Below are 22,060 nucleotides of genomic sequence, written 5' to 3'. Positions count from 1 at the left end.
TATGCCGAGTAGTAGAGTGCAGATCAGTGTATGCTAGTGCTTCTTGCGGCGATGGCCGTGCGCATCTGCGCGTACGGGATCGTCGTCCAGATTGAACATGCGGCGCGTGATGTCTATGTAGCGGTCCCCGGCCTCTTCTTCCTCGTGTCTGCGCTTGAGGAAGGAGATGGGCTCGTGGTTCATCTTCTTTGCCACGGCGGTCATGGCGCAACGCAGAATCTTTTCTGTTTCGCCGTTGGCGCCTTCAAGGCGTTTCATGCACTTGATGAGTTCTTCTTCAACAATGTTTTCGGAACGGTTTACAAGATCCACGATCGTGGGTTGCAATTCCAGCGAGCGCAGCCACTTGCTGAATGTCTGGGTTTCACTTTCAACAATGGCGCGGGCCTTCTGGGCCTCTTCCTGACGCTGGGCGAGGTTTTCCTCCACCACTTCCTTCAGGTCGTCAATGTCGTAGAGATAGACGTTGTCCAGCGCGTTCACGTCCGGATCGATGTCGCGGGGAACCGCGATGTCGATGAAGAACATGGGGCGGTTCTTTCTCTTTTTCAGGACGGTGCGGATGTCCTTGGCGCGGATGACGGCCTCATGCGCACCGGTGGAGGAGATGATGATGTCCACCTTCTCCAGCTGGGTGAAAAGGTCGGAAAAGGCGATGGCTTCACCGTTGAACTGTTCGGCGAGCAGTTGCCCGCGCTCGAACGTGCGGTTGGCAACGTAGATCTTCTTTATGCCGTTGTTCAGCAGATGGGTTGCCGCAAGTTCAGCCATTTCGCCTGCGCCGATGAGCATTGCGGTGTATTCGCCCATGTCGCCGAAGATGCGCTTTGCAAGCTCAACCGCAGCATAGGAAATGGATACCGCGCTGGATGCCACGCCCGTTTCGGTACGAACGCGCTTGGCAACGGAAAATGCCTTGTGCAGAAGCCGGTTCAGAATGACACGGGTGGCGTTGCGGTCCACCGCTTCATGGTAGGCTGTCTTGAGCTGCCCAAGAATCTGGGGTTCGCCCACAACAAGGGAGTCGAGGCTTGACGCAACGGTGAAGAGGTGTTGCACCGCTTCCAGACCCTTATGCTTGTATACATAGGGTTCGAGGTCATCCACGCGTTGTCCGCGTGCATCTGCCCAGCATTTGATGACATGATTGATGACGCCGTCGCCTTCGCCCACCACGATAAGCTCCACGCGGTTGCAGGTGGAGAGAACCATGGCTTCCTTGATGCAGCCTTCAACGGGTACAACGCCCGGTTCAAGGTGTTTGCAGTCGGTCAGCGCGAATTTTTCGCGCACTTCAACACTGGCGGTCTTATGATTGAGGCCGATGAGATATATATCGCGATCCATGTTCAACTACTACTGAATGAAGCTGTGGTGAGTAGGCATGAAGACGTTGATTCCGATGAGAGAAAAAACGCTGATGGCAAACAGCCAGATGACGGCCTTGGCCGCTTTGCGTCCGCGCCAGCCCGCCGTAAGGCGCTGATGGAACAGCCACGCGAAGACGAACCAGACGAAAATGGAAACGATTTCCTTGGGGTCTGCGGAAAGCAACCTGCCCCATGCAAGGCGCGCCCAGATGAAGCCCGATGCCATGCCGATGGTGTATAAGGGGAAACCGGCCATGACCGCAACGTGATTCACGCGGTCGAAGGTGGCCAGCGCGGGCATATCCTTGTCGAATTCGGTAAGCTGTTCCTTGGATTTAATCTTGCGTTCCAGACGGATGAAAATAAGACCCGCGCCGAACGCCATGGCCAGAAGGCCGAAGCTGAGGAACAGCGTGCCGATATGCAGGCCGAAGAACATGCCAGTCCATTCTTCAGGCAATTTGCCCTGCACTGTGGTGAGCGTGAAGGAGCCTATGAACAGCAGCATGGCCAGGGGCGCTGCCGTAAGCCCGAGGAAGGAAAGGCGCATGCGCCACCACAGGAAGAAATAGATGAACAGCAGGCTCCATGAGAGGAACTGGATGTAATAGCCCTTGGACAGGTCAAAGTCGCTGCCCACCATGGCAAACAGCAGCATGGCGCTGTGCAGGCCGAAACCGGCCACTGCCGACCAGTTGGACAGTTTTTTGAGCGGGTCCTTTCTCAGTGCGGTACCAGCAATGATGAACAGGGTGCCGAGAGCATAGAGGACGATAATGAGCAGAGAGAACAGCTCAGACAAGTTCATGCAGCAACTCTCCTATGTGGGGGTGCAGTTCTTGCGGTAACAGTTCTGTCAGTATTGTTTCGGATCTGCCTCTGTCCCTGTCCTGCAGGGCGTCCATGAGGTCGGAGCCGACGATGTTGCGAAACAGCTTGGTATTGTGCCCTGTCTCTGCGCCGCGCGCAAGGACTAGCGGGCGGAGCCGGCCCATGAGCGTGACCAGGCGGGAAAAGCGGTTGCCTACGAATTCCTGCAGTTCCATGCGGATACGGCGCGCCAGAGCAGGGCTGTTGCCGCCAGTGCTGATGGCCACAATCAGTTCGCCCGCATCAAAATGCGCCGGAACGATGAAGTCTCCCTCGTCCGGTGCATCTATGACGTTGCACAGAACTGTGCGCTTGTCACAGGCGCGGGCTACGGTTTCGTTCACGGTGCGGCTGCCCGTGCAGGCAAATACCAGCGCGCGTCCCTGAACGTCTGAACTGACGAAGGGCCGGTGCTGATAGGTCACGGCAGGGTGGGAGAGCAATTCCTTCAGTTCAGGATCGGCGATTTCCACAAAAAGGAACGTGTCCAACACCAGCACTTCTTCAGGATTTGCCGCCAGCAGCGACGTGAGTTTGCGGCGTCCCACATCGCCAATGCCGACGATGAGGCAACGCTTGCCACGCATGTCTAGAAAGGTTGGATAATACCGCATGGGGCTTTATACAGAGGCGTAACCGTAAAGTAAAACACGAATTTGCCTGCGGTCGGGACTTGTTTTGGCGGCGACGATGCCCGCGTATGCTGCACCCTTGCCGTATGGGTGCCAATCCGGTAATGATGTCGGGGAAATAGGTATCCATTTTCAAGAATTGCATGTCCTTTCGAGCGCATTTCAGCGTGCGGAAGAGGCGTAGTCATATGTCATCAGATCAAACGGGCGGGCCGCAGCTTTTGAGCCGTCCTTCCCGTTTCAGTTGGAAAAGAAATGGCAAAATATCTGGTTATCCAATTGGCGCGGTTCGGTGACCTTCTGCAAACAAAGCGGCTCATCCTTTCTTTGCAGCAGGATTTGGGGCAGGGGGCTGCCGAGGTGCACCTGTGTATTGATTCATCCCTTTCGGCACTTGCAGCACATGTATATCCTGACGTGAAGGTGCACGCCATCAAGGCTCACGGCACGTCCACAGCCGAAGAGGTGCTTTTTGCGAATCTGACCGTGTTTTCCGCCATGCAGGCGGAAAAGTACGATGCCGTCTACAATCTCAATTTTTCCGGGTTGAGCTTTGCCATAGCCACGTTGTTTGATCCGGAAACGGTTCATGGCTATCGCAGCGAAGGCGGGCAGCCGTTGAAGGATCAATGGATGCGCCTTGCCTTTCGCTGGACGCGTAACCGCAGGACAAGCCCGCTGAACCTCATGGATTTCTGGGGACTTCTTGCCCCTGCCCCCATAGTTCCGGAAGCCGTTAACCCCATTGCCATGCGTAAGGGCGGGGGCCTTGGTGTGGTGCTCGCCGGACGCAACTCCCGTCGTTCTCTGCCTGTGGACATGCTGGCCGATTGCGTACAGGCCGTGTTCGAAGCCCACGGTGGCCCGAAGGTGACGCTGCTTGGCACCAAGGCGGAAGCGCAACTGGGCAGCCAGCTCATGCGCAAGTTCAGCGGGCCGCTTTTGCAGCGTACGGAGAACCTTGTGGGCCGTACGGATTTTTCAGGGTTGATCGATACCGTAGGCGGGCTGGATGTGCTGCTTACACCGGACACCGGAACCATGCACCTTGCGGCCCATCTGGGTACCCCTGTGCAAGCCTTCTTCCTCTCATCGGCATGGGCACACGAAACAGGGCCCTACGGACTTGGGCATCGCATCTGGCAGGCCGTGCTGCCGTGCTCTCCCTGTCTTGAATCCCGGCCATGCCCCATCGACACCCAATGCCTGAATGCCTTTGCTGATCCCAAGTACCTGCGAATTCTGGCAGGCAAGTTTGATGACGACTACCCCGCGAATATCATTGGTCTTGTAAGCATGCTGGATGCTGTTGGGGTGACGTATATGCCCGTTTTCGGACTAGACGACGGCACTCCGCAGCGCAAGGACCAGCGCGGCCTTGTGGCCGAGCGGTTCGGGCTTATGGAACTGGCCCCCGTGGCGGATAACACGCAAGCCGCCTCCCTGTATCAGGAATCGGACTGGATGCTTTCGCATGAACGCACTGCGCCCGGCGACGAGTAGCTGCATGCGAAAGATGAATAATCTCACAAGGACAGTATGATGACGACGTTATCACGTTCCCTGCGTGTTCTGGTGGTGCTTCCCCTCTACGGCGGCTCGCTTCCGGTGGGGCGCTTCTGCGTGGAAGCTCTCAAGGAACTGGGGCATACCGTGGAAGTGTTTGAAGCTCCTTCCTTTCATTCCGCATTTTCCGCACTGAAAGACCTGCGCGTCACCACGGACAGGCTTGAGTATCTTGAGAACAGTTTCCTGCAAGTCGTTTCGCAGGCCGTGCTGGCCAAAGTGGAGACCTTTGAGCCTGATCTTGTGTTCTGTCTTGCACAGGCTCCGTTGAATCGTCAGGCGCTCAAGCGACTGCGCAAGGACGGAGTCGCCACGGCCATGTGGTTTGTTGAAGATTTCCGACTCTTTACCTACTGGCGCAGTTTTGCCCCGTTCTACGACTATTTCGCTGTTATCCAGTATGAGCCCTTTATCAGCGAATTACGGGACATCGGCGTGGATAACGCCCTTTATCTCCCCATGGCCGCATTGCCCTCCATGCACAGAAAGCTGGAGCTTTCACCCATGGAGCAGCGTAAGTACGGATCGGACGTTTCCTTCCTCGGGGCGGGCTATCCGAACCGGCGCATTGCATTCCGGCAGCTGACTCATCTGGACTTCAAGATATGGGGGACGGAATGGGACGGTGAACCCTTGCTGGAGCGGCACGTGCAGATGAAGGGCGCGCGCATTTCCTCCGAGGATTGCGTAAAGATTTACAATGCCACCAAGATCAACCTGAACCTGCATTCCAGCGTCAACGCCAGAGAACTGGTCAGCGGCGGCGATTTCGTCAATCCCAGAACGTTTGAGCTTGCCGCATGTGGCGCTTTCCAGCTGGTGGACCGTCGTTCGCTCATGAGCGACCTGTTTGACTCTGACGAGCTGGTTACCTTTGGTTCAATGGAAGAGATGCTCGATAAGATTCAGACTTACCTCGGCGATGAAGCCGAACGGCAGGCCATTGCGGAAAAGGCTCAGGCCCGCGTGCTTCGTGATCACACCTACGCCAATCGCATGCGCACGCTTACGGAGTTCATTGCTTCCCGCAGAGAAGGGTGGCCTGTCCCCCGCAGCGAATCAGCCATGCTGCCCGATGATATTCCGGAGGAACTGCGTGTTGAACTTGCCGCACTGATGCAGCGGCTCAACATACCGGCCGATGCGGCATTTCAGGATATCGTATGGGCCATCAGGCAGCAGAACGGGCAGTTGTCTTCGGTAGAGACAGCGGTGCTTTTTCTGGACGAGTGGAAGAAGCAGTACCAGAAGTAACTGCGATTCTTCATGTGGACGTAAAGAAGGGAGCATTCCTGTCGGGAATGCTCCCTTCTTCATGAGTTCCGTTCGAACAGATGTGCTCAATGGGTTGCGTTGTTGTCGGACTTGCCGCACGTGCAAGGACAATCCACACCGGCTTCAGCGTACGGGATACAGGTAAGCGTATCCTCATAGGATCTCGGACGGTTGCAGATTTCACAAGAAGTCTTGCATGCTCTCCATTCGGCGCACGGGCATTCCAGATTGGCTTCTGCGAAGGTGGCGCACATCATGGTGTCCTTAAAGCTTGTGGGCCACGTGTAACAACCTGTGCCTTTCATGGTACGTACCTCCTTCGAAATCAGCAACTCCGGCATGGTTCCTATATGAAGGGTAGTGGGAGGGAAGGCAATGTCAAGTGCGCCTCTTTGCAAACTCCGATATAATCATCTCAGTTCTGCCGGTACGGGAATCAGGCCATCCTCATCTTCCTCCAGCTCTTCTTCGGGAGCATAGGTATGCGCCAGAGAGAATGTAGTGGTGGTCATTTTTCCGAGTGAGAAGAAGCTGATGGCATCCATGAGGTTCTGGGCCTGATCGGAAAGTTGGACCGAAGACGCCGCCAGTTCCTCAGAAGCTGCCGCATTGCTCTGTACAACAGAGTCCAGCTGCTGAATGGCCTTGTTTACTTGTTCCGCACCTGCGTATTGTTCATTGTTTGCCGCAGTGATTTCCTGAACCAGTCCCGCAGTTTGACGGATGCTGGGCACAACGGAGCGGAGCTTGGCACCGGCCTCCTGTGCGATTTTGACGCTTGAAACGGAAAGGATGCTGATCTCGGATGCTGCAGACCCCGAGCGTTCCGCGAGTTTGCGGACTTCTGACGCGACGACGGCAAATCCCTTGCCGTGTTCACCAGCGCGGGCGGCTTCGATGGCGGCATTCAGGGCCAGCAAGTTGGTCTGCCGGGCAATCTCTTCAATGATGATGATTTTTTCGGAGATGGTTTTCATGGCGGACTCGGTCTTGTTAACCGCTTCGCCACCTTCTTCGGCATCCTTCGCTGCTTGCAGAGCCATGTGTTCCGTCTTGCGCGTGTTTTCGGCGTTCTGCTTGATATTGGAAGTCATTTCTTCCACCGAAGCGGATATTTCTTCAACGGCGGCAGCCTGCTCGGTTGCGCCATCGGAGAGGGTTTTGCTGGAGTTGGAAAGCTCGTGCATGCTTGTGTTCAGGCTTGACGAACTGGACTGAACGCTGGCTACGACTCGTCTGGTTTCGTCTATCATGGTTTGCAGCGCCATTGCCAGAGAGCCGAGTTCGTCATTGCCGGATACGTTGACGCGTGTACCCAGATTGCCGGCAGCCACTTCCTTGGCAGCATTCACGCAGTTGTCCAGCGGAGCAAGAATGCGTTTCTTCAGGATGTACAGAATGGCGGCAGTAGCAAGAACTGCCAGACCAAGGCATGAAGCCTGAATGATGAGCAGGGTGCGGATGTTGGTTTCTGCCTTGTCCTGCAACATGACGACAGCCTTGTTCATGGCAGCCAGCACGTTCACGCTGAATCCGGTGAGCTGTTTGACTGCAGTGGTGTCACCTTTCAGGGCGGCTTCGATCATTCCTTTATATTCTGACCAGATAGTTCTGCCCTTTGTGAGCTGCTGCTGAACATCAGCATCCGGTATCGGGAGAAAGCCTTTGGGGCCTGAGATATCGAGAGTTAGCGGCGCATAGCCTCCGTTTATCAGCGAATCGAGCGACACCTCGAATACTTCCATGGAGGCACGAACCTGTTTTTCTGCGGTTGTTTTATCCTCCGCAGTCATGAAGCCGAGTGTTTCTTTGGCGATCTTTTGGGTCAGCATTCGCTGGCGACCGCCAAGATTGATTGCAAGACCATCTTTTGCCTGATGTTGGGTTACATAGAGAGTGCCCCCGAACATGGCGACTATAATAAGGAATAGGACACAGACGGGTAGAATCAATCGAAATCGTATGCTCATGGCGCGCCTCCCGGTATTGAGAGATAGTAGTTCTAATTACTATAAAAGAATAACCGGAATCATGAGATTAGGTATGATAATCCTGTCTTCAGAAAAGCAGAAAGCCCCTGCCGCGTAATGTGGCAGGGGCTTATGTTTGTGAGAGGCGGGGCTGTTAGCTGGCGTCCTGAGTGATCTGGGTGCCTATGCCCTTGTCGGTGAAGAGTTCGAGCAGCACGGAGTTCTCAACGCGGCCGTCAATGATCATGGCTTTTTCCACCCCTTCTTCAAGGGCTTCAAGACAGCATTTCACCTTGGGGATCATGCCGCCTTGCAGGATGCCCTGCTCAAAGAGGCCGTGTACCTGGCGAACCGTGAGGGAGGAGAGCAACTCCTTGTTCTTGTCCAGAATGCCGGGAACGTCCGTGAGCAGCAGCAGGCGTTTGGCCTTGAGAGCACCGGCCACAGCACCGGCTACGGCGTCTGCGTTGATGTTGTAGGTGATGCCTTCTTCGTCTACGCCCACGGGGGCGATAACGGGAACATATCCATCGCGTTCCAGCGAGCGGAGCAGAGAGGTTTCCACGCCCACAACCTCGCCCACTTTGCCGAGGTCGATGATCTCGGGGGTGCGCTTGAAGTTTTCAATGACCATCTCCATCTTGCGGGCGCGGATGAGTCTGCCGTCCTTGCCGGAGAGCCCCACAGCCTTGCACCCCGCAAGGTTGAGCATGTTCACGATTTCCTTGTTCACCTTGCCTACGAGCACCATTTCCACCACGTCCATGGTGGCATCGTCGGTCACGCGCAGTCCTTCGCGGAAGTGGCTCTGAATGTTCAGCGCTTCCAGCATCCTGCCAATCTGCGGGCCGCCGCCGTGAATGACCACGGGGTTAATGCCCACATATTTGAGCAGTACGATGTTCAGAGCAAAGGCACGGCCGAGTTCAGCATCCTTCATGGCGTGGCCGCCGTACTTGATGACGACGGTCTCGCCGTGGAACTGGCGCATATAGGGCAGGGATTCGATAAGAACCCGCGACTTCATTTTGTCTTTTTCATGCTGGTCCATGCACTATGCTCCCGTACTAATCGAGTTTCTGTGTCAGGGTTACAGAATGTACCGGCTAAGGTCGCGGTCTTCGCGGACGTCGGCCAGTTGCTGCTGTACAAAGGCGCGGTCTATCACGAGGGAGTCGCCTGAACGGTCCGGCGCTTCAAACGAGATATCCGCAAGTATGCGTTCCATGATTGTATAGAGGCGGCGGGCACCGATATTCTCGGTTTCCTGGTTCGTCAGTTCGGCAAAGGAGGCAATCTCTTCAAGCCCGTCTTCGGTGAACTCTATGGTGACGCCTTCCGTGGCCAGAAGGGCCTTGTACTGGATGGTAAGGGCGTTCTTCGGTTCCTTGAGAATGCGAAGGAATTCGTCCTTGCCTAGAGCGGAAAGCTCCGTGCGCAGTGGGAAGCGGCCCTGCAGCTCGGGAATGAGGTCCGAAGGCTTGGAGTAGTGGAATGCGCCTGCACCGATGAAAAGGATGTGGTCTGTGCGCACCATGCCGTACTTGGTGTTCACCACGCTGCCTTCCACAATGGGGAGCAGGTCGCGCTGCACACCCTCGCGGGAAATGTCGGCGGATTTTCCGCCATGCTGGGAGCTGGCAATCTTGTCGATTTCGTCGATGAAGATGATGCCCGTCTGCTCCACGCGTTCGCGGGCCATTTCTGAGACTTTGTCGGGATCAATCAGGCGTGCGGCTTCCTGTTCTATGAGCAGGGCAAAGGCGTCGCCTACACGCATGCGGCGCTTCTTTCTCTTGGCGGGAAAAGCCTTGCTGAATACATCCTTGAACTGGGAGCCGATCTCTTCCATGCCGGGAATGGTCATTACCTCAAGATGGGGACCGGCCTGCATTTCCACTTCCATCTCCACTTCGCGATCATCCAGTTTTCCCTGACGGAACAACTGGCGCATCTTGTCGCGGGTGGAGTCGCCCGCAGGCGCGGGAGATGGCGTAGGAGCGTCGAAAGAGGTCATGGGGGAAGAGGCGCGGGAGCCGGGCAACAGCAGGTCCAGCAGGCTTTCTTCGGCATTGGCCTCGGCCTTGGTGCGGACGCGCTCCGTCTCTTCCTCGCGGATGAGTGCGATGCCCAGTTCCATCAGGTCGCGGATCATGGATTCCACGTCGCGTCCCACATAGCCTACTTCGGTGAACTTGGTGGCTTCCACCTTCACGAAGGGGGAGGCGGAAAGCTTGGCGAGACGGCGGGCGATTTCGGTCTTGCCCACGCCGGTGGGACCCATCATGATGATATTCTTGGGGGCTATTTCGTCGCGAAGGGCGGGCTCAATCTGCTGGCGTCTCCAGCGGTTGCGCATGGCGACTGCCACCATGCGTTTGGCATCCTTCTGGCCGATGATATACTTATCCAGTTCGGAAACGATTTCTCTAGGCGTAAGAGCGCTCATGGAAACTCCTGAAAGCTGTAATTATCCGTGCAGCGGGCCGGAATAGTAGCAGGGGAGAGGGTGAAAGCCAATGAAAAAGCGGGCGCTCCGGTCGGAACGCCCGCGTTCTTTTGTCATGAATTATCGGGTGATGGCGATGGAACGGAACTGCACAATGCCGCGCCGCTTGATCTGCAGCATGATGGCACCGCGGGCTTCGCCTTCCTCCTTGAGGATCTTGCTGAACTCCTCAACGGTGTTCACGGGCTTGAGGTTGGCCTGCAGAATGACATCTCCGGGGCGGATATCAGCTTCTGCTGCCGCCTTGGTCTGATCAACTTCGGTGACGAGAATGCCGGCAACCGCATCCAGACCAAGCGCCTTGGCTTCCGTGGCTGTCACGGGGCGAAGCTTGATGCCGAGCTGGTCAAAGCTGGCCTCCTTGGAGGGCTGGCTGGGAGCCTTGGCCACTTCCTTGCTGCGTTCACCAAGGGTGATCAGTACGGTGCGGGGCTTGCCTTCACGTACGATGGTCAGCTTGGCTTTGTCGCCGGGGGGCAGGTTGGCAATGGCATTGATCAACTCGCTGGAGGAGGTGATTTCCTTTTCGTTCACGCTGGTGATGACGTCGCCGGATTTGAGACCGGCCTTGTCCGCAGGCTGGCCGGGAATGACGCCTGCAACGAATGCGCCTTTGTCACTCTTGAGGCCGAGAGCCTTGGCGGTGTTTTCGTCCACATCGGTGATGTTTACGCCAATCCAGCCTCGGCGCACGGTCTGGTCAGTCTTCAACTGGTTGATGATGCGCTTGGCCATGTTGCTGGGAATGGCAAAGCCGATGCCCTGACCGCGCGCAATGATGGCGGTGTTGATGCCGATGACCTCACCGTCGCCGTTGATAAGGGGACCGCCGGAGTTGCCGGGGTTGATGGAGGCGTCGGTCTGCAGATAGTTGTCAAACGGGCCGGAGCGGATGTTGCGGCCCTTTGCGCTGACAATGCCCGCGGTCACGGTATGGTCAAGCCCGAAGGGGTTGCCGATGGCCATGACCCATTCGCCTACTTCAAGGTTGTCCGAATTACCGAAGCTGACGAAGGGCAGGGCGCGCTTGGCTTCCACCTTCAGAAGCGCAAGGTCGGTCTCTGGGTCGGCACCGATGACCTTGGCGATGAAGGATTCGGAGCTGTTCTGGCCGGTTTCGATGTTTACGCGGATGATATCCGCATTTTCGATGACGTGGTTGTTGGTTACCACATAGCCGTCAGGCGAGATAATGAAGCCGGAGCCCAGAGAGCGTTCCTTGCGGGGCTGCTGATCTCCGCGGTTGCCGAAAAACTGGTCGAACTGGTCAAAAAAGTCGTCAAAGGGAGTGCCGCGCGGATGCTTGCGCAAAAAGTCCTGCAACCCTTTATTGTTGGATGCTTCAACGGTTTTTTCCGTGCTGATGTTGGCCACGGCGGGACCGGCCTTCTTTGCAAGGACGGTAAAGTCGGGCAGGTTTGCCGCAATTGCGGCTGCAGCCATGAGCAGCACCAGCAGTGGGGAAACGACAAGAGCTTTTGGGGTATGACGATTCATTTCGGTTCTCCTTGAGAATTCTGCATGAAAATGGGTAGCAACGGCAGAATTTCCGACCCCTAGATAATAGTCCGTTTTTTCAGCTTGTAAACCGGAAAAATAAAAAAGGCCGGTCAGAGACCGGCCTTTCATATACTCAGATGTGAAGAAGCTTACTTGTTCTTCAGGGCGTTCTTGAGAGCTGCGCCCAGCGTGTTGGAGAAGGCGGAGGTGTCACCGGAAACCGTGGTCTTTTCGGCCTTGGGCTTGCGGTATTCCTTCCAGGAGGTGTCTTCTTCGGTTTCCACGCCCACGGGGGCAAGGGTGATCTTGCGTTCGGCGGTGCGAACCTGAGCCACAGTAACCTGCAGGGTGTCGCCGGGCTTTGCGTTGTCCAGATTGGCGGCCTTGTCAGCCTTGGCCATGTTGGACTTGGGCATAAGGCCGGTAATGCCGGGGGCAAGTGCCACGAACAGACCGAAGTCGGTGCGGGATTCAACCTTGCCTTCCACGGTGGAGCCGGCAGCAAAGCGCTCTTCAACGCCTGCCCACGGGTCGCCTTCTGCTTCCTTCATGCTCAGGGAAACGCGCTGTGCGTTGAGGTCGATGCCCTTGACCTTCACCATGACCTTGTCACCCACGGCAACCATGTCGCCGGGCTTGTGAACACGCTTGGTGTAGGACATTTCGGAAATGTGAACCAGACCGTCAATGCCGGGCAGCACTTCAACGAATGCGCCGAAGTTGGTGAGGCGTACAACCTTGCCTTCACGTACTTCGCCTTCCTTGAGGTCTTCGGCAACACGGGTCCAGGGGTTTTCCATAACCTGCTTGGCAGACATGGAGATGCGCAGCTGGCCCTTCTTGTCGGTCTCAATGGAAAGAATCTTGGCACGAACTACGTCGCCTTCGCTCACGGCTTCATCGGCAGCGCCGATACGGGCCCAGGAGAGCTCGGAAACATGAATCAGGCCTTCAATGCCGGGCTGGATTTCGGCAAAAGCGCCGAAGGGAGCAAGGCGGACGATCTTGGCGTCAACAACGGAGCCTTCCTTGATCTCGGCAAGGAACTCGGCACGCTTGGCTTCCTGCTCCTTCTCAAGCAGTACGCGGCGGGAAACAACTACGTTGCGGCCGTTCTGTTCAAACTTGATGATCTGGAACTGGAAGGTCTGACCGACATAGGCTTCCGCGTCTTCCACGAAGCGGGTGTCGATCTGGCTGACGGGGCAGAATGCACGGCGCTTGAGCACTTCAACATCGTAGCCGCCCTTGCGGGTGGCAACAACGCGGCCTTCTACAGGCAAATTGGCTTTGTAGGCATCTTCCAGAATGGCGGCACCGCCAACTCCGGAAAGAGCCTTGGACAGGCGAATTTCCTGTGCCGAAGCGGCCATGACGTAGAGTTCAACTTCGTCGCCGTCCTTGATGGTCAGTTCGCCTGCATCATCAAGGAATTCGTTGCGCTCGGCAACGCCGTCTACCTTGGTGCCGGTGTCCACAAACACGCTGTCAGCGGTAATGCTGATGACCGTGCCTTTCACGCGGTCGCCAACCTTAAGGCTTTCACCCATGGAGCCCGTGTAGGCATCCAGCATCGCTTCAAAACTTTCTTCAGCGCCCATCTGGCGGCTGTCGTCGGAACCGGCCATCCAGTTCTCCTTGAAAACATCACTGTTAAAGGTTCATGAAATTGATTAGGGGGCTATATCTTTCATCTGCCTGAGAAGCAAGAACGAAAAAGGGGCCAGGCACATGTTGCCTCGCAAGCGAAGGCATGGCATTCTTTTCCGACAAAATGAATTATAAGGAGCATTCAATGGCAACAGCCAAAGCGCGTCACATTCTTGTTGATTCCGAAGCTACCTGCGTCGAACTGAAAAACCGCATCGAAGGCGGCGAAGATTTTGCCGAGGTGGCCAAGCAGTATTCCAAGTGTCCCTCCGGCCGCCGTGGTGGCGAACTGGGTCAGTTCCGCCCCGGTCAGATGGTTCCCGAGTTCGACTATGTCTGCTTCAACGAAGCTGTTGGCGTAGTGCACGGCCCCGTGCGCACCCAGTTCGGCTATCATCTTGTTGAAGTGACCGAACGCGTGGACTAGTTTTTTCTGTATTGCTCCGCCTTGTGGCGGTAGAGATCGGCGGTCTTTGCAGGCCGCCTTTTCTTTTGCCCAAAAAAAGAAACCGGCCAGCGCAGGCTGGCCGGTATTGCATACAAAATCTACCTTGCGGTGTTAGGCCGCAGGGGAAGAGCCCTTGAATTGGATGGAGATAATTTCGTACTCAATGCGGCCCTTGGGTGCGTTTACCACAACCTCGTCACCTACCTGCTTGCCGAGAATGGCCTTGGCGACGGGGGAGAGGATGGAGATGCTGCCGTTGTTGAAATCGGCTTCATCCGGGCCCAGCATGGTGTAGGTCTTCTGCTCGCCGCTCTCCAGATCTTCTACCGTCACCGTGGAGCCGAAGATGGCCTTGGGGCCGCTCAGCGTATTGATATCGATGACATTGAACTTGGGCATACGCGATTCAATGTAGTTGATGCGTGCCTCAAGCATTCCCTGGCGTTCGCGGGCAGCATCATATCCGGCATTTTCCGAAAGATCGCCTTCCTCGCGGGCTTCTTTGATAGCCTGAATGATGGCCGGGCGTTCCTTCTTCAGTCCATCGAGTTCTCGCTCGAGCTTTTTGAAACCTTCAACGGAAATCGGGATAGTATCCATTCTTTGCGTATCCTTACAATCATTCTAATCTGTTTTTTCGGGGATGGTCAGATCGGCGGTTGTGCCGGTGACAGCAGAGAGGCGGAGTCGGAATTGGTTGGACTTCGAACAACGTCCGCCGAAATGCTTGGGTAAGTCATTGTGGCCTGTTGGTCAAGGAGGAGTTGCACCTTGGCGAACATCCGAGAAAGAAAATAGCCTATTAGTCATTCCCTTTCATAGGAAAAAATGTATAACTATGGTTAGAACTTATGAGATCGATCCGGCAGCCCGTTCCTTACAGGTTAGAGAGGGTGCCGACAGCCCAGGCTTTTGTATCAGGAGGATGGGATATGCCCAACTTGAAGATTTGGAAAAGCCAGCAGTTGCAGAGACTCAGAAATGACAGCGAGCGGCTTTTCGACAGATTGTGCTCGGAATTCGGGCTGCCTTCCGTGTGTCAGCCTTTGATGGAGGTGGATCTTACCATCAAGGACTTGCCGGACGAGGTGGTCGTCGAGGCCCAGTTGCCCGGCGTTTCACCCGAGGATATCAGCATAGTGATTGATGATACACTTCTTACGATCAGCTGCAGGGAGCAGGAAGTCAGCGAGTCAGGTACCCAGACCAGTGTGATGGAGCATCGTTTCAGGCTGCCCTGCAAGGTGCGGTCTGAAGAGGTTGTGGCAGAACTCAACGGAGCTTTGCTGCGGATTACCATGCCTAAATGCAGAAAGCCGGAATCGCGTCGCATTCCGGTTGTTTTGAAGCAGAAGCCCTAAGCCTGCCAGGAGGAAACCATGACTGCTATCAGAGATATTGCGAAAGTTGCCGTGGAAGATCTGCGCTGGAGGCTTGATCCTGCAACCTTGCCCTTTAGCACAACCGATGAGCTTGAAGTGCAGGACAAGATCATAGGCCAGGATCGCGGGGTAGAGGCCTTCAAGTTCGGCATGGGCATGGAGACCAAGGGGTATAATATTTTTGTCACGGGTTCAGTGAATCTTGGCAAGATGGCGGTGGTGAAGCGCCTTCTTGAGAATTCGACCCGCAAGCAGGAAACGCCGGATGACATTTGCTACGTTAACAACTTCAAAACGCCGGAAGAACCTATCCTGCTTCGTTTTATTGCCGGAAACGGCGTCAAGTTCAAGAATGCCGTGGATAAGTATCTTGAAGGCATCAAGCGCGAAGTACCCCAGCTTTTCGAAAGTCAGGAGTACATCAACAGCAAGAATGCCATCATAGAAGAGCACGACAAGAAAACTCGCGAGTTCTTCAAGGGGCTAGAAGAGCGGGTGAAGGATGCGGGGTTCGTCATGGTGAACATGCAGATGGGCCAGATCCAGCGTCCGGACATCGTGCCCGTCATAGATGGCGAACCGGTTCATCTGCTCAAGCTTGAAGAGCTTGTGGAGAAAGGGCGCTTCCCCCGCGAGGAGTTTCAACAGCTGAGCTCTAAATACAAGGAACTGAAGGAAGATATCGACGCCATTTTTCTTGAAGTACGCACGTTGCAGAAGGAAGTGAAGCGCCGTAGCGAGGAAGTGGACAAGCTCATGTTCATAAACATCGCACGGGAACTGGCAGAGCCTTTGCTGAACGGCTGGCGTGACTCGGAAAAAGTGAAGAAGCACGTGGATGCCATGCTGGAAGATATGGCCGAGAATCTTGATGCCATCAAGTCCATCGGGCAGCCTCAGCAGGGGCCCATGGGTATGAGTTTCCCCGGTGCTTCCGCAGAGGCCGTTCTGCACCCGTACGGTGTGAACCTGCTCGTAGACAATAGCGAAAGCGAGGGGCCGCCCGTTATTGTGGAGTCACATCCCACGTACCGAAACCTGTTCGGCAGCATTGAGCGTGTCATGGACCGCAACGGACTGTGGCGCACCGACTACAAGAAGATTCTTGCCGGTTCGTTCATCAGGGCGAATGGCGGGTATCTGGTCATCAATCTCATGGATGCCATTCTGGAGCCCGGAGTATGGCAGACGCTCAAGCGTGCTCTCAAAACTTCAGAGATCGAGATTCAGACCTTTGATCCGTACTATCTTATGGCGACGACTTCGTTGAAGCCGGAATCCATCTCCATGGAAGTAAAGGTCGTCGTCATTGCAACCCCTTACTTGTACCATATGTTGCGGAATTATGATGAAGACGTGGACAAGATCTTCAAGGTTCGTGCGGATTTTGAATCCTCCATGCTCCGGGACGACAAGGCCGTGCAGGAGATTAGCCGTCTCATAAAGACGTTTGTCGCGGACAATGAGCTCATGCCTTTCCATGCGGATGCCGTAGCCGCGCTCATGGAGCACGGGGTGCGTATCTCCGGCAGGCAGGAGCGCATTTCCACGGCTTTCCCCATCCTCAGCGACATCATGGAAGAGGCCAACTTCATAGCGAAAGAGGCGGGAGAATCCGTTGTCCGGGGTGAGCATGTATGCAAGGCCAATGATGCGCGCATCTATCGCACGAACCAGATGGAAGACCGCATGCAGGAAATGATTGATCGCGGCAGCGTGTTCATTGACACGGAAGGTGCCGTGGTCGGCCAGATTAACGGATTGGCGGTGTATTCCCTTGGCGATTATGCCTTTGGCAAGCCTTCGCGCATTACCTGTGCTACCTCGATAGGCAAGGATGGTATCATCAATATTGAACGAGAAGCTGATCTTTCAGGTTCCACGCACAACAAGGGTGTCCTTATTCTCGGCGGGTATCTGCGCAGGAACTTTGCTCAGGATAAGCCTTTGACCCTTGCGGCTTCCATAGCCTTCGAGCAGTCCTATGGAGGAATCGATGGTGATTCGGCTTCTTCCACTGAGTTGTATGCATTGCTCTCCAGCTTGTCGGAAGTTCCCATCAAACAGGGCATAGCCGTAACCGGTTCAGTCAACCAGAAGGGCGAAGTACAGCCCATTGGCGGCGTGAACGAGAAAATTGAGGGCTTTTACAAGGTTTGTAAGTCCCGTGGTCTTACAGGAGAACAGGGGGTTATGATCCCCAAGGCCAATGTGAAGGACCTGATGCTCAAGGATGAAGTGGTGGATGCCGTGAAGAATGGCACTTTCCACGTCTGGTCGGTTGCTTCCATCAATGAAGGCATTGAGATTCTGACAGACCATGCTGCCGGTGAGCGTGACCCCGAGGGATGTTATCCGGAAGGCTCCATTAATGCGCTTGTTAATGAGAAATTGCGTTCTCTGGCCGAGGGGCTTCGTGACTTTGCCAAGGCAAAGGGAGCGTCCAATGGAAATGGAAATGGGAACGGAGTGGAGAATGATGAATAGTTCGTTCCTTTAACTGATGTAAAACAGCAGGGCCGTCCCCATTGGGCGGCCCTTTTTGCATTGTCTGTTGTGATTGTATAGTCAATCAATTGCAGGCTGCAAAAATAATCTTTCACAAAAGGTTAAATTTGGACTAGAAGGGTCCAGTTTCTATAGGGGAAATAGAGAAAACGGAAAAAAATACTGAAATTACCGGTTAGTGCGTAACTTCACAAGTCGTGTGGGCAAAGTGGGTGCGCGCTTGCGGGTTTTTAATCCTGTGGTAGTGTACGCAGGGATTTCGGGATTTTCCGTTAAACCTTCTACCTGTAAGGAGATGACTAATGGGCAAGTCTACTTCTTTGGGCAGGGTGGAAGTCGTGCTTACCAAACCGAACGGAGAGCGTATCGAAGTTGAAGTTGGTGAGAACGGCATGGTATACATCGACGTTGAAACCGGTGAAAAGTGTACCATGAACGTGGCAGAGCGGTGGACAGAACTGACTGAAGAACGCCGCCAGAAGGCTAGTCAGTTCATCAAGAGCATCCAACAGGATCTTGAAGGTCTGCTGGCCTGTTAAACTTCCATTGCACGTCACGAAAAAGTGCCGCTCCGGCTAGCCGGGGACGGCACTTTCGTTTTGTGGCAGGTGGAAAATTCAGAGTTACCAACGGCAGGCGTATGTGTGTTCCGGTTGTGACGGAAGCTCTCGCGGCATGGGCTTCAGGCTGCTGTAACGCCTGATGGAGCAGGTTGCGCAGAAGTGATTCGGGTACTGGCAGGTCAGGCACATGGGAACAAATTCCCTGCAAAATGCACCGTATATGCCTTTGATTCCGGGGCTGCACGCCTTTTGATGAAAAGCGCAGCCGTTACATGGTCCCTGTAACAATGTTGCCTTGTTCATGGTTGCCTCCAAACATGTGATGTTCGCATCGTGCACAGTAGCACAGGTTTTCATGTTTGCAATGCAAGCATGATGGGTCAGGTAAATAATCATGCAGCTAATCTCTGTGTGACATTAGTACTGTTTTTCTGAATAGCATTGTCTGCAAAACGACCACAAATACTTCAGAAAATATTCCGACCAGGTGCCTGGTTGTATGCATGCTGTCGACAATACAGTCCGCCTACGTTTTCTGGGGGCGAACTGTCCCCCATTTTCCTTCCGATCTTATTGAAATCATGAATAGTCTACCTTGAGGGTTTGGTTTAGTTTTTCGTTGTACCTACTTTTCAGGTAGGGTATATTGAGGTAAGTAGGCTGTGTCTGGTTAGTGAGCACTTCCTTGCATGGGGTTGGGGGGCCCTTGTTTGGAGTATGTCTGGTCAGGAAAGTGGTGGTAACGCCGGGTTTGGGTAAACAGGGAGGCGTGGCTTTATGCGGTTACTAACGAACAGTCGGTACGGTACGCGGCTATTGCTCGACATAGCCGTTCATGGGCGGGAAGAACCCGTCTTGATGCGTGATTCTGCCAAGCGGCTCGGTATTTCTCAGAAATATCTGGAGAAGATTGCCCGCCAACTCAAGAATGGTGGGTATCTGACGACAAGACGCGGTCCCAATGGCGGGCACATGCTGGCGGTGGAGCCTTCTTCCATCACCGTAGGTGAAGTGGTGCGGCTACTTGAAGGAGGAACCGATCTGGTAGGGTGCGGCAAGGATGCTGTTACCTGTACTCATGCCCCGGGCTGTCTTACCCGCCTGCTCTGGAAGGAAGCGAGCCTGGCCATGTATACGCATCTGGATAAGTTCTGTTTTGGAGAGCTTGTGAATTATGCGGAGAAAGGGGTGAAGTTCGGCGACTATTGCGTTCGGACCATTACCGAGCACCCTGAATTCAAACGGGAGATTCCCGTTTCGTCAAAGTGTTCCCTGGCGGATGTGACGCTGACAGGTCTTGAGGATTTCTTATAGATGTACCCTATGTTGCGGCTCTCGTAATGAGTGCCGGACATACAGGCTTTGCAACTGACCTCGGATGGAAGGGGTGTTGTCTTGAACAGCTACCTACACTTTCTGCGGGCTTCGCTGGCCGTACGTATTCTGGCCATTACTGGCATAACCCTGTTCGTGTGCCTTGGTCTGCACGCATGGCTGAGCATCCGTTATCAGCACTCACACGCAGAAAAAGAGTTGATCGCCGGTGCAGACCGCATGGGGCAGACCATTCTGCTGGGTACACGGTACGCCATGATGGGGAATGCTCGGCACGAGTTGAATCAGATCATCAGCGACGTGGCGGAACACCCCGATATCGTTTCCATTCGCATCTACAACAAGGCTGGCGAGATCAAGTTCTCGAATCACCCTGAAGAAGTTGATACCCGTACGGATATCCGTGCCACAGCCTGCCATGCCTGCCATGTTACAGATACGCCCAAGACAAGCCTGACAGTGGAAGAGCGCATCCGTGTTTTTGATGACGAAGCCGGAGCCCCGAGACTGGGCAGCCTTATGCCCATCAAGAATGAGAAAGGCTGTGCGGAGGATGCCTGCCACGCGCATGAACCGGACAAGATTGTGCTCGGGGCGCTGGATGTGGTGCTCAGAGCCGACTCTGCCGAGCAGGACATTATAACTTTTCAGAACCGTGTGTTGATGCTCACGGCGGGCGTGTTTCTGGCTGCATCCACACTCATCATCATGTTATTGCGGCGTTTTATCACGCGCCCAGCGGCCATGCTGATTGATTCCGCCAAGCGTATCGGGCGGGGCGAGCGTGTCATTTTCGGGCACATGGTAGGGCTTGGCGAGATGGGCGAATTGGCAACGGCCCTTGCCCGCATGCAGCTGGAGGTGGCTGAAAAGCGCGAAGCGCTGGAGCGTCAACGCAAGGAGTATCAGCATCTCTTCGAGCAGGTGCCCTGCAGTATCACCGTGCAGGATCGCGACTACAAGCTTATCCAATATAACAGGGAGTTTGCTGAGAGGTTCAATCCTGCCTCCGGCATCCATTGCTATGAAGCCTACAAGGGCCGGACGGATAAATGCCCCAATTGTCCCGTGGAGAAGACGTTCGCCACGGGACTTGCCCATTGTTCGGAGGAAAGTCGGGTGAACCCTGACGGCACCCGCGCATATTGGCTGGTTCACACGTCGCCGGTGTTTGATGATGCGGGCAATGTGGTGGCCGCAATGGAAATGAGTCTGGACATTTCTGCCCGTCGTGCCGTGGAAGAGCGTTTACGGCGTTCGGAGCAGAAGTATCACGCCATCTTTGACAACATCCCCAACTCGGTCTTCGTACTGGATGCACAATCGCTTGAGATTATAGACTGCAACACCACTGCCGAGCTTGTGTACGGGGTGGAACGGGCTCGTATTCGCGGGGAATCCTTCCTTTCAAGGTTCTCTCCCGAAGAACAGGACAGATACGCCTCCCAGTTGCGTGCCTTCACGGTGCTGAACAGAGCGCGCAACTTCCGCAGCGACGGCAGCCCGTTTTATGTGGATATCATGCTTTCACCTGCCGAGTATCACGAGCGGCAGATACTGCTGGTGACAACCAACGACATCACTGAACGCCTTGAAACGGAGCGTAAACTCATTCAAGCAGGCAAAATGGCTACGCTGGGCGAGATGGCGACTGGTGTGGCACATGAGTTGAACCAGCCCCTCACCGTCATCAAGACAGCCAGCAGCTTCATCATGCGCAAGATTCGCAGAGGCGATGCCATGACGCCCGAGATCTTGCAGACCATGGCTGCAGAGATTGATTCCCATGTGGATCGAGCCAGCCAGATCATCAATCATATGCGCGAATTCGGGCGGCAATCTGACCTGAACCTTGAATTGGTCGATCTCAACGTTGTGCTTCGTTCTTCCTTCGAGTTCTTCTATCGTCAATTGTCCTCCCGCGAGATCTCGGTGGAATGGAATCTGGATGAGGATATCCCGCTTGTCCTCGCCATGCCCAACCGTCTTGAGCAGGTGTTCATGAACCTCCTGCTCAACGCCCGTGATGCCATTGAAGAACGCAGTGGTTCCAATCCCCACGCGCCCCGTCGCATCACCCTGACGACCAAGAGCAGGGGCAGAGAAGTTGAAGTGATGATTGAAGATACGGGAACAGGCATTCCCAAGTCTTTGCAAAACAAGATTTTTGAACCCTTTTTCACCACAAAGAAGGTCGGCAAGGGCACGGGGCTGGGGCTGTCCATCAGCTACGGTTTGGTAAGGGATTTTGGAGGCAGTATTCAGGCTGAGAATACCCAAGGTTCCGGTGCCCGCTTTACCTTGAAGTTTCCGTCGTCCACAGGGGGCGCATCGGGCGGCACGGAACGCGCTGGAAGCGCGTGCGGCAAGGATGGGAGTGACGTAGAAGCAGCCTCGGAAGAGGGCGGAGAGACTCCTCCGGCAACCAGTTTGCTGTAGAATGATGCAGTTCCTTGGTGTGGTTCAAGGGGGGATCCGGGTC

General features: G+C 54.9%; 17 protein-coding genes. 8 read left to right on the top strand and 9 right to left on the bottom strand.

All coding sequences use genetic code 11. The features are described 5' to 3' along the window. Positions 1-33: 33 nt before the first annotated feature. Genes hemA through N1030_RS05065 form a run of 3 tightly spaced genes read right to left on the bottom strand, consistent with a single transcriptional unit; the run spans position 34 to position 2,854 of the window. Positions 34-1,347 carry a glutamyl-tRNA reductase gene (hemA, locus tag N1030_RS05075; protein WP_265828088.1) on the bottom strand — a complete coding sequence of 438 codons (1,314 nt, stop codon included), beginning with the start codon at positions 1,345-1,347 and terminating at the stop codon, positions 34-36. A gap of 9 nt (positions 1,348-1,356) precedes the next feature. Next, entirely contained in the window at positions 1,357-2,178 is an 822-nt protein-coding gene (locus N1030_RS05070) for a cytochrome C assembly family protein (RefSeq protein ID WP_265828087.1), read from the bottom strand. Further along, positions 2,165-2,854, bottom strand: a complete 690-nt coding sequence (locus tag N1030_RS05065) for a precorrin-2 dehydrogenase/sirohydrochlorin ferrochelatase family protein (RefSeq protein WP_265828085.1) — start codon at positions 2,852-2,854, stop codon at positions 2,165-2,167. The genes N1030_RS05070 and N1030_RS05065 overlap by 14 nt, the downstream gene beginning before the upstream one ends. A 273-nt stretch (positions 2,855-3,127) precedes the next feature. On the opposite strand from N1030_RS05065, the gene N1030_RS05060 reads away from it, so the two are divergent. Together N1030_RS05060 and N1030_RS05055 are read left to right on the top strand one after the other, a co-directional pair. Further along, the gene (locus tag N1030_RS05060; protein ID WP_265828084.1) at positions 3,128-4,375 is read left to right on the top strand and encodes a glycosyltransferase family 9 protein; all 1,248 of its coding nucleotides are present in this window, start codon (positions 3,128-3,130) and stop codon (positions 4,373-4,375) included. Between the two features lie 39 nt (positions 4,376-4,414). Continuing rightward, positions 4,415-5,692 (top strand): CgeB family protein, encoded by a 1,278-nt coding sequence (locus N1030_RS05055; RefSeq protein WP_265828083.1) that lies wholly within the window; start codon positions 4,415-4,417, stop codon positions 5,690-5,692. A gap of 431 nt (positions 5,693-6,123) precedes the next feature. Here the strand turns inward: N1030_RS05055 and N1030_RS17735 are convergent, their stop codons facing one another. The 5 genes from N1030_RS17735 to N1030_RS05025 all read right to left on the bottom strand — a co-directional run bounded on the left by N1030_RS17735 (position 6,124) and on the right by N1030_RS05025 (position 13,320). Beyond that, a complete protein-coding gene (locus N1030_RS17735; protein ID WP_476728713.1) occupies positions 6,124-7,683 on the bottom strand; it encodes a methyl-accepting chemotaxis protein in 1,560 nt (519 codons plus the stop codon). A gap of 154 nt (positions 7,684-7,837) precedes the next feature. Beyond that, positions 7,838-8,734, bottom strand: a complete 897-nt coding sequence (argB, locus tag N1030_RS05040; RefSeq protein ID WP_265828082.1) for an acetylglutamate kinase — start codon at positions 8,732-8,734, stop codon at positions 7,838-7,840. 39 nt (positions 8,735-8,773) lie between these two features. Further along, the gene (gene hslU / locus N1030_RS05035) at positions 8,774-10,132 is read right to left on the bottom strand and encodes an ATP-dependent protease ATPase subunit HslU (RefSeq protein WP_265828081.1); all 1,359 of its coding nucleotides are present in this window, start codon (positions 10,130-10,132) and stop codon (positions 8,774-8,776) included. A gap of 120 nt (positions 10,133-10,252) precedes the next feature. Further along, positions 10,253-11,689: a DegQ family serine endoprotease gene (locus N1030_RS05030; RefSeq protein WP_265828080.1), complete on the bottom strand. Its 1,437-nt coding sequence runs from the start codon at positions 11,687-11,689 to the stop codon at positions 10,253-10,255. 152 nt (positions 11,690-11,841) lie between these two features. Further along, a complete protein-coding gene (locus N1030_RS05025; RefSeq protein ID WP_265828079.1) occupies positions 11,842-13,320 on the bottom strand; it encodes a 30S ribosomal protein S1 in 1,479 nt (492 codons plus the stop codon). A 146-nt stretch (positions 13,321-13,466) separates the two neighbouring features. Between N1030_RS05025 and N1030_RS05020 the strand changes: the two genes are divergently transcribed. After that, positions 13,467-13,769 carry a peptidylprolyl isomerase gene (locus N1030_RS05020; protein WP_265829021.1) on the top strand — a complete coding sequence of 101 codons (303 nt, stop codon included), beginning with the start codon at positions 13,467-13,469 and terminating at the stop codon, positions 13,767-13,769. 132 nt (positions 13,770-13,901) lie between these two features. Here N1030_RS05020 and greA read toward each other — a convergent pair whose 3' ends face one another. Continuing rightward, complete coding sequence (gene greA, locus N1030_RS05015; RefSeq protein ID WP_265828077.1) at positions 13,902-14,390, bottom strand: transcription elongation factor GreA; 489 nt, start codon at positions 14,388-14,390, stop codon at positions 13,902-13,904. A gap of 332 nt (positions 14,391-14,722) precedes the next feature. On the opposite strand from greA, the gene N1030_RS05010 reads away from it, so the two are divergent. The 5 genes from N1030_RS05010 to N1030_RS04990 all read left to right on the top strand — a co-directional run bounded on the left by N1030_RS05010 (position 14,723) and on the right by N1030_RS04990 (position 22,017). Continuing rightward, positions 14,723-15,151 carry an Hsp20/alpha crystallin family protein gene (locus tag N1030_RS05010; protein WP_265828076.1) on the top strand — a complete coding sequence of 143 codons (429 nt, stop codon included), beginning with the start codon at positions 14,723-14,725 and terminating at the stop codon, positions 15,149-15,151. 18 nt (positions 15,152-15,169) lie between these two features. After that, positions 15,170-17,659 carry a Lon protease family protein gene (locus N1030_RS05005; RefSeq protein ID WP_420842824.1) on the top strand — a complete coding sequence of 830 codons (2,490 nt, stop codon included), beginning with the start codon at positions 15,170-15,172 and terminating at the stop codon, positions 17,657-17,659. Positions 17,660-17,982: 323 nt separating this feature from the next. Beyond that, positions 17,983-18,219, top strand: coding sequence for a hypothetical protein (locus N1030_RS05000; protein ID WP_265828074.1), 237 nt, complete (start codon positions 17,983-17,985; stop codon positions 18,217-18,219). 801 nt (positions 18,220-19,020) lie between these two features. Next, the gene (locus N1030_RS04995; protein WP_265828073.1) at positions 19,021-19,557 is read left to right on the top strand and encodes an RrF2 family transcriptional regulator; all 537 of its coding nucleotides are present in this window, start codon (positions 19,021-19,023) and stop codon (positions 19,555-19,557) included. 81 nt (positions 19,558-19,638) lie between these two features. Next, on the top strand, positions 19,639-22,017 hold the full coding sequence (locus N1030_RS04990) for an ATP-binding protein (RefSeq protein WP_265828072.1): 2,379 nt from the start codon (positions 19,639-19,641) through the stop codon (positions 22,015-22,017). The last annotated feature ends 43 nt before the right edge of the window (positions 22,018-22,060 follow it).

The organism is Desulfovibrio mangrovi, from assembly GCF_026230175.1.
GTDB classification, from domain to species: domain Bacteria; phylum Desulfobacterota; class Desulfovibrionia; order Desulfovibrionales; family Desulfovibrionaceae; genus Halodesulfovibrio; species Halodesulfovibrio mangrovi.
This window is presented reverse-complemented; position numbering and strand designations above follow the sequence as displayed.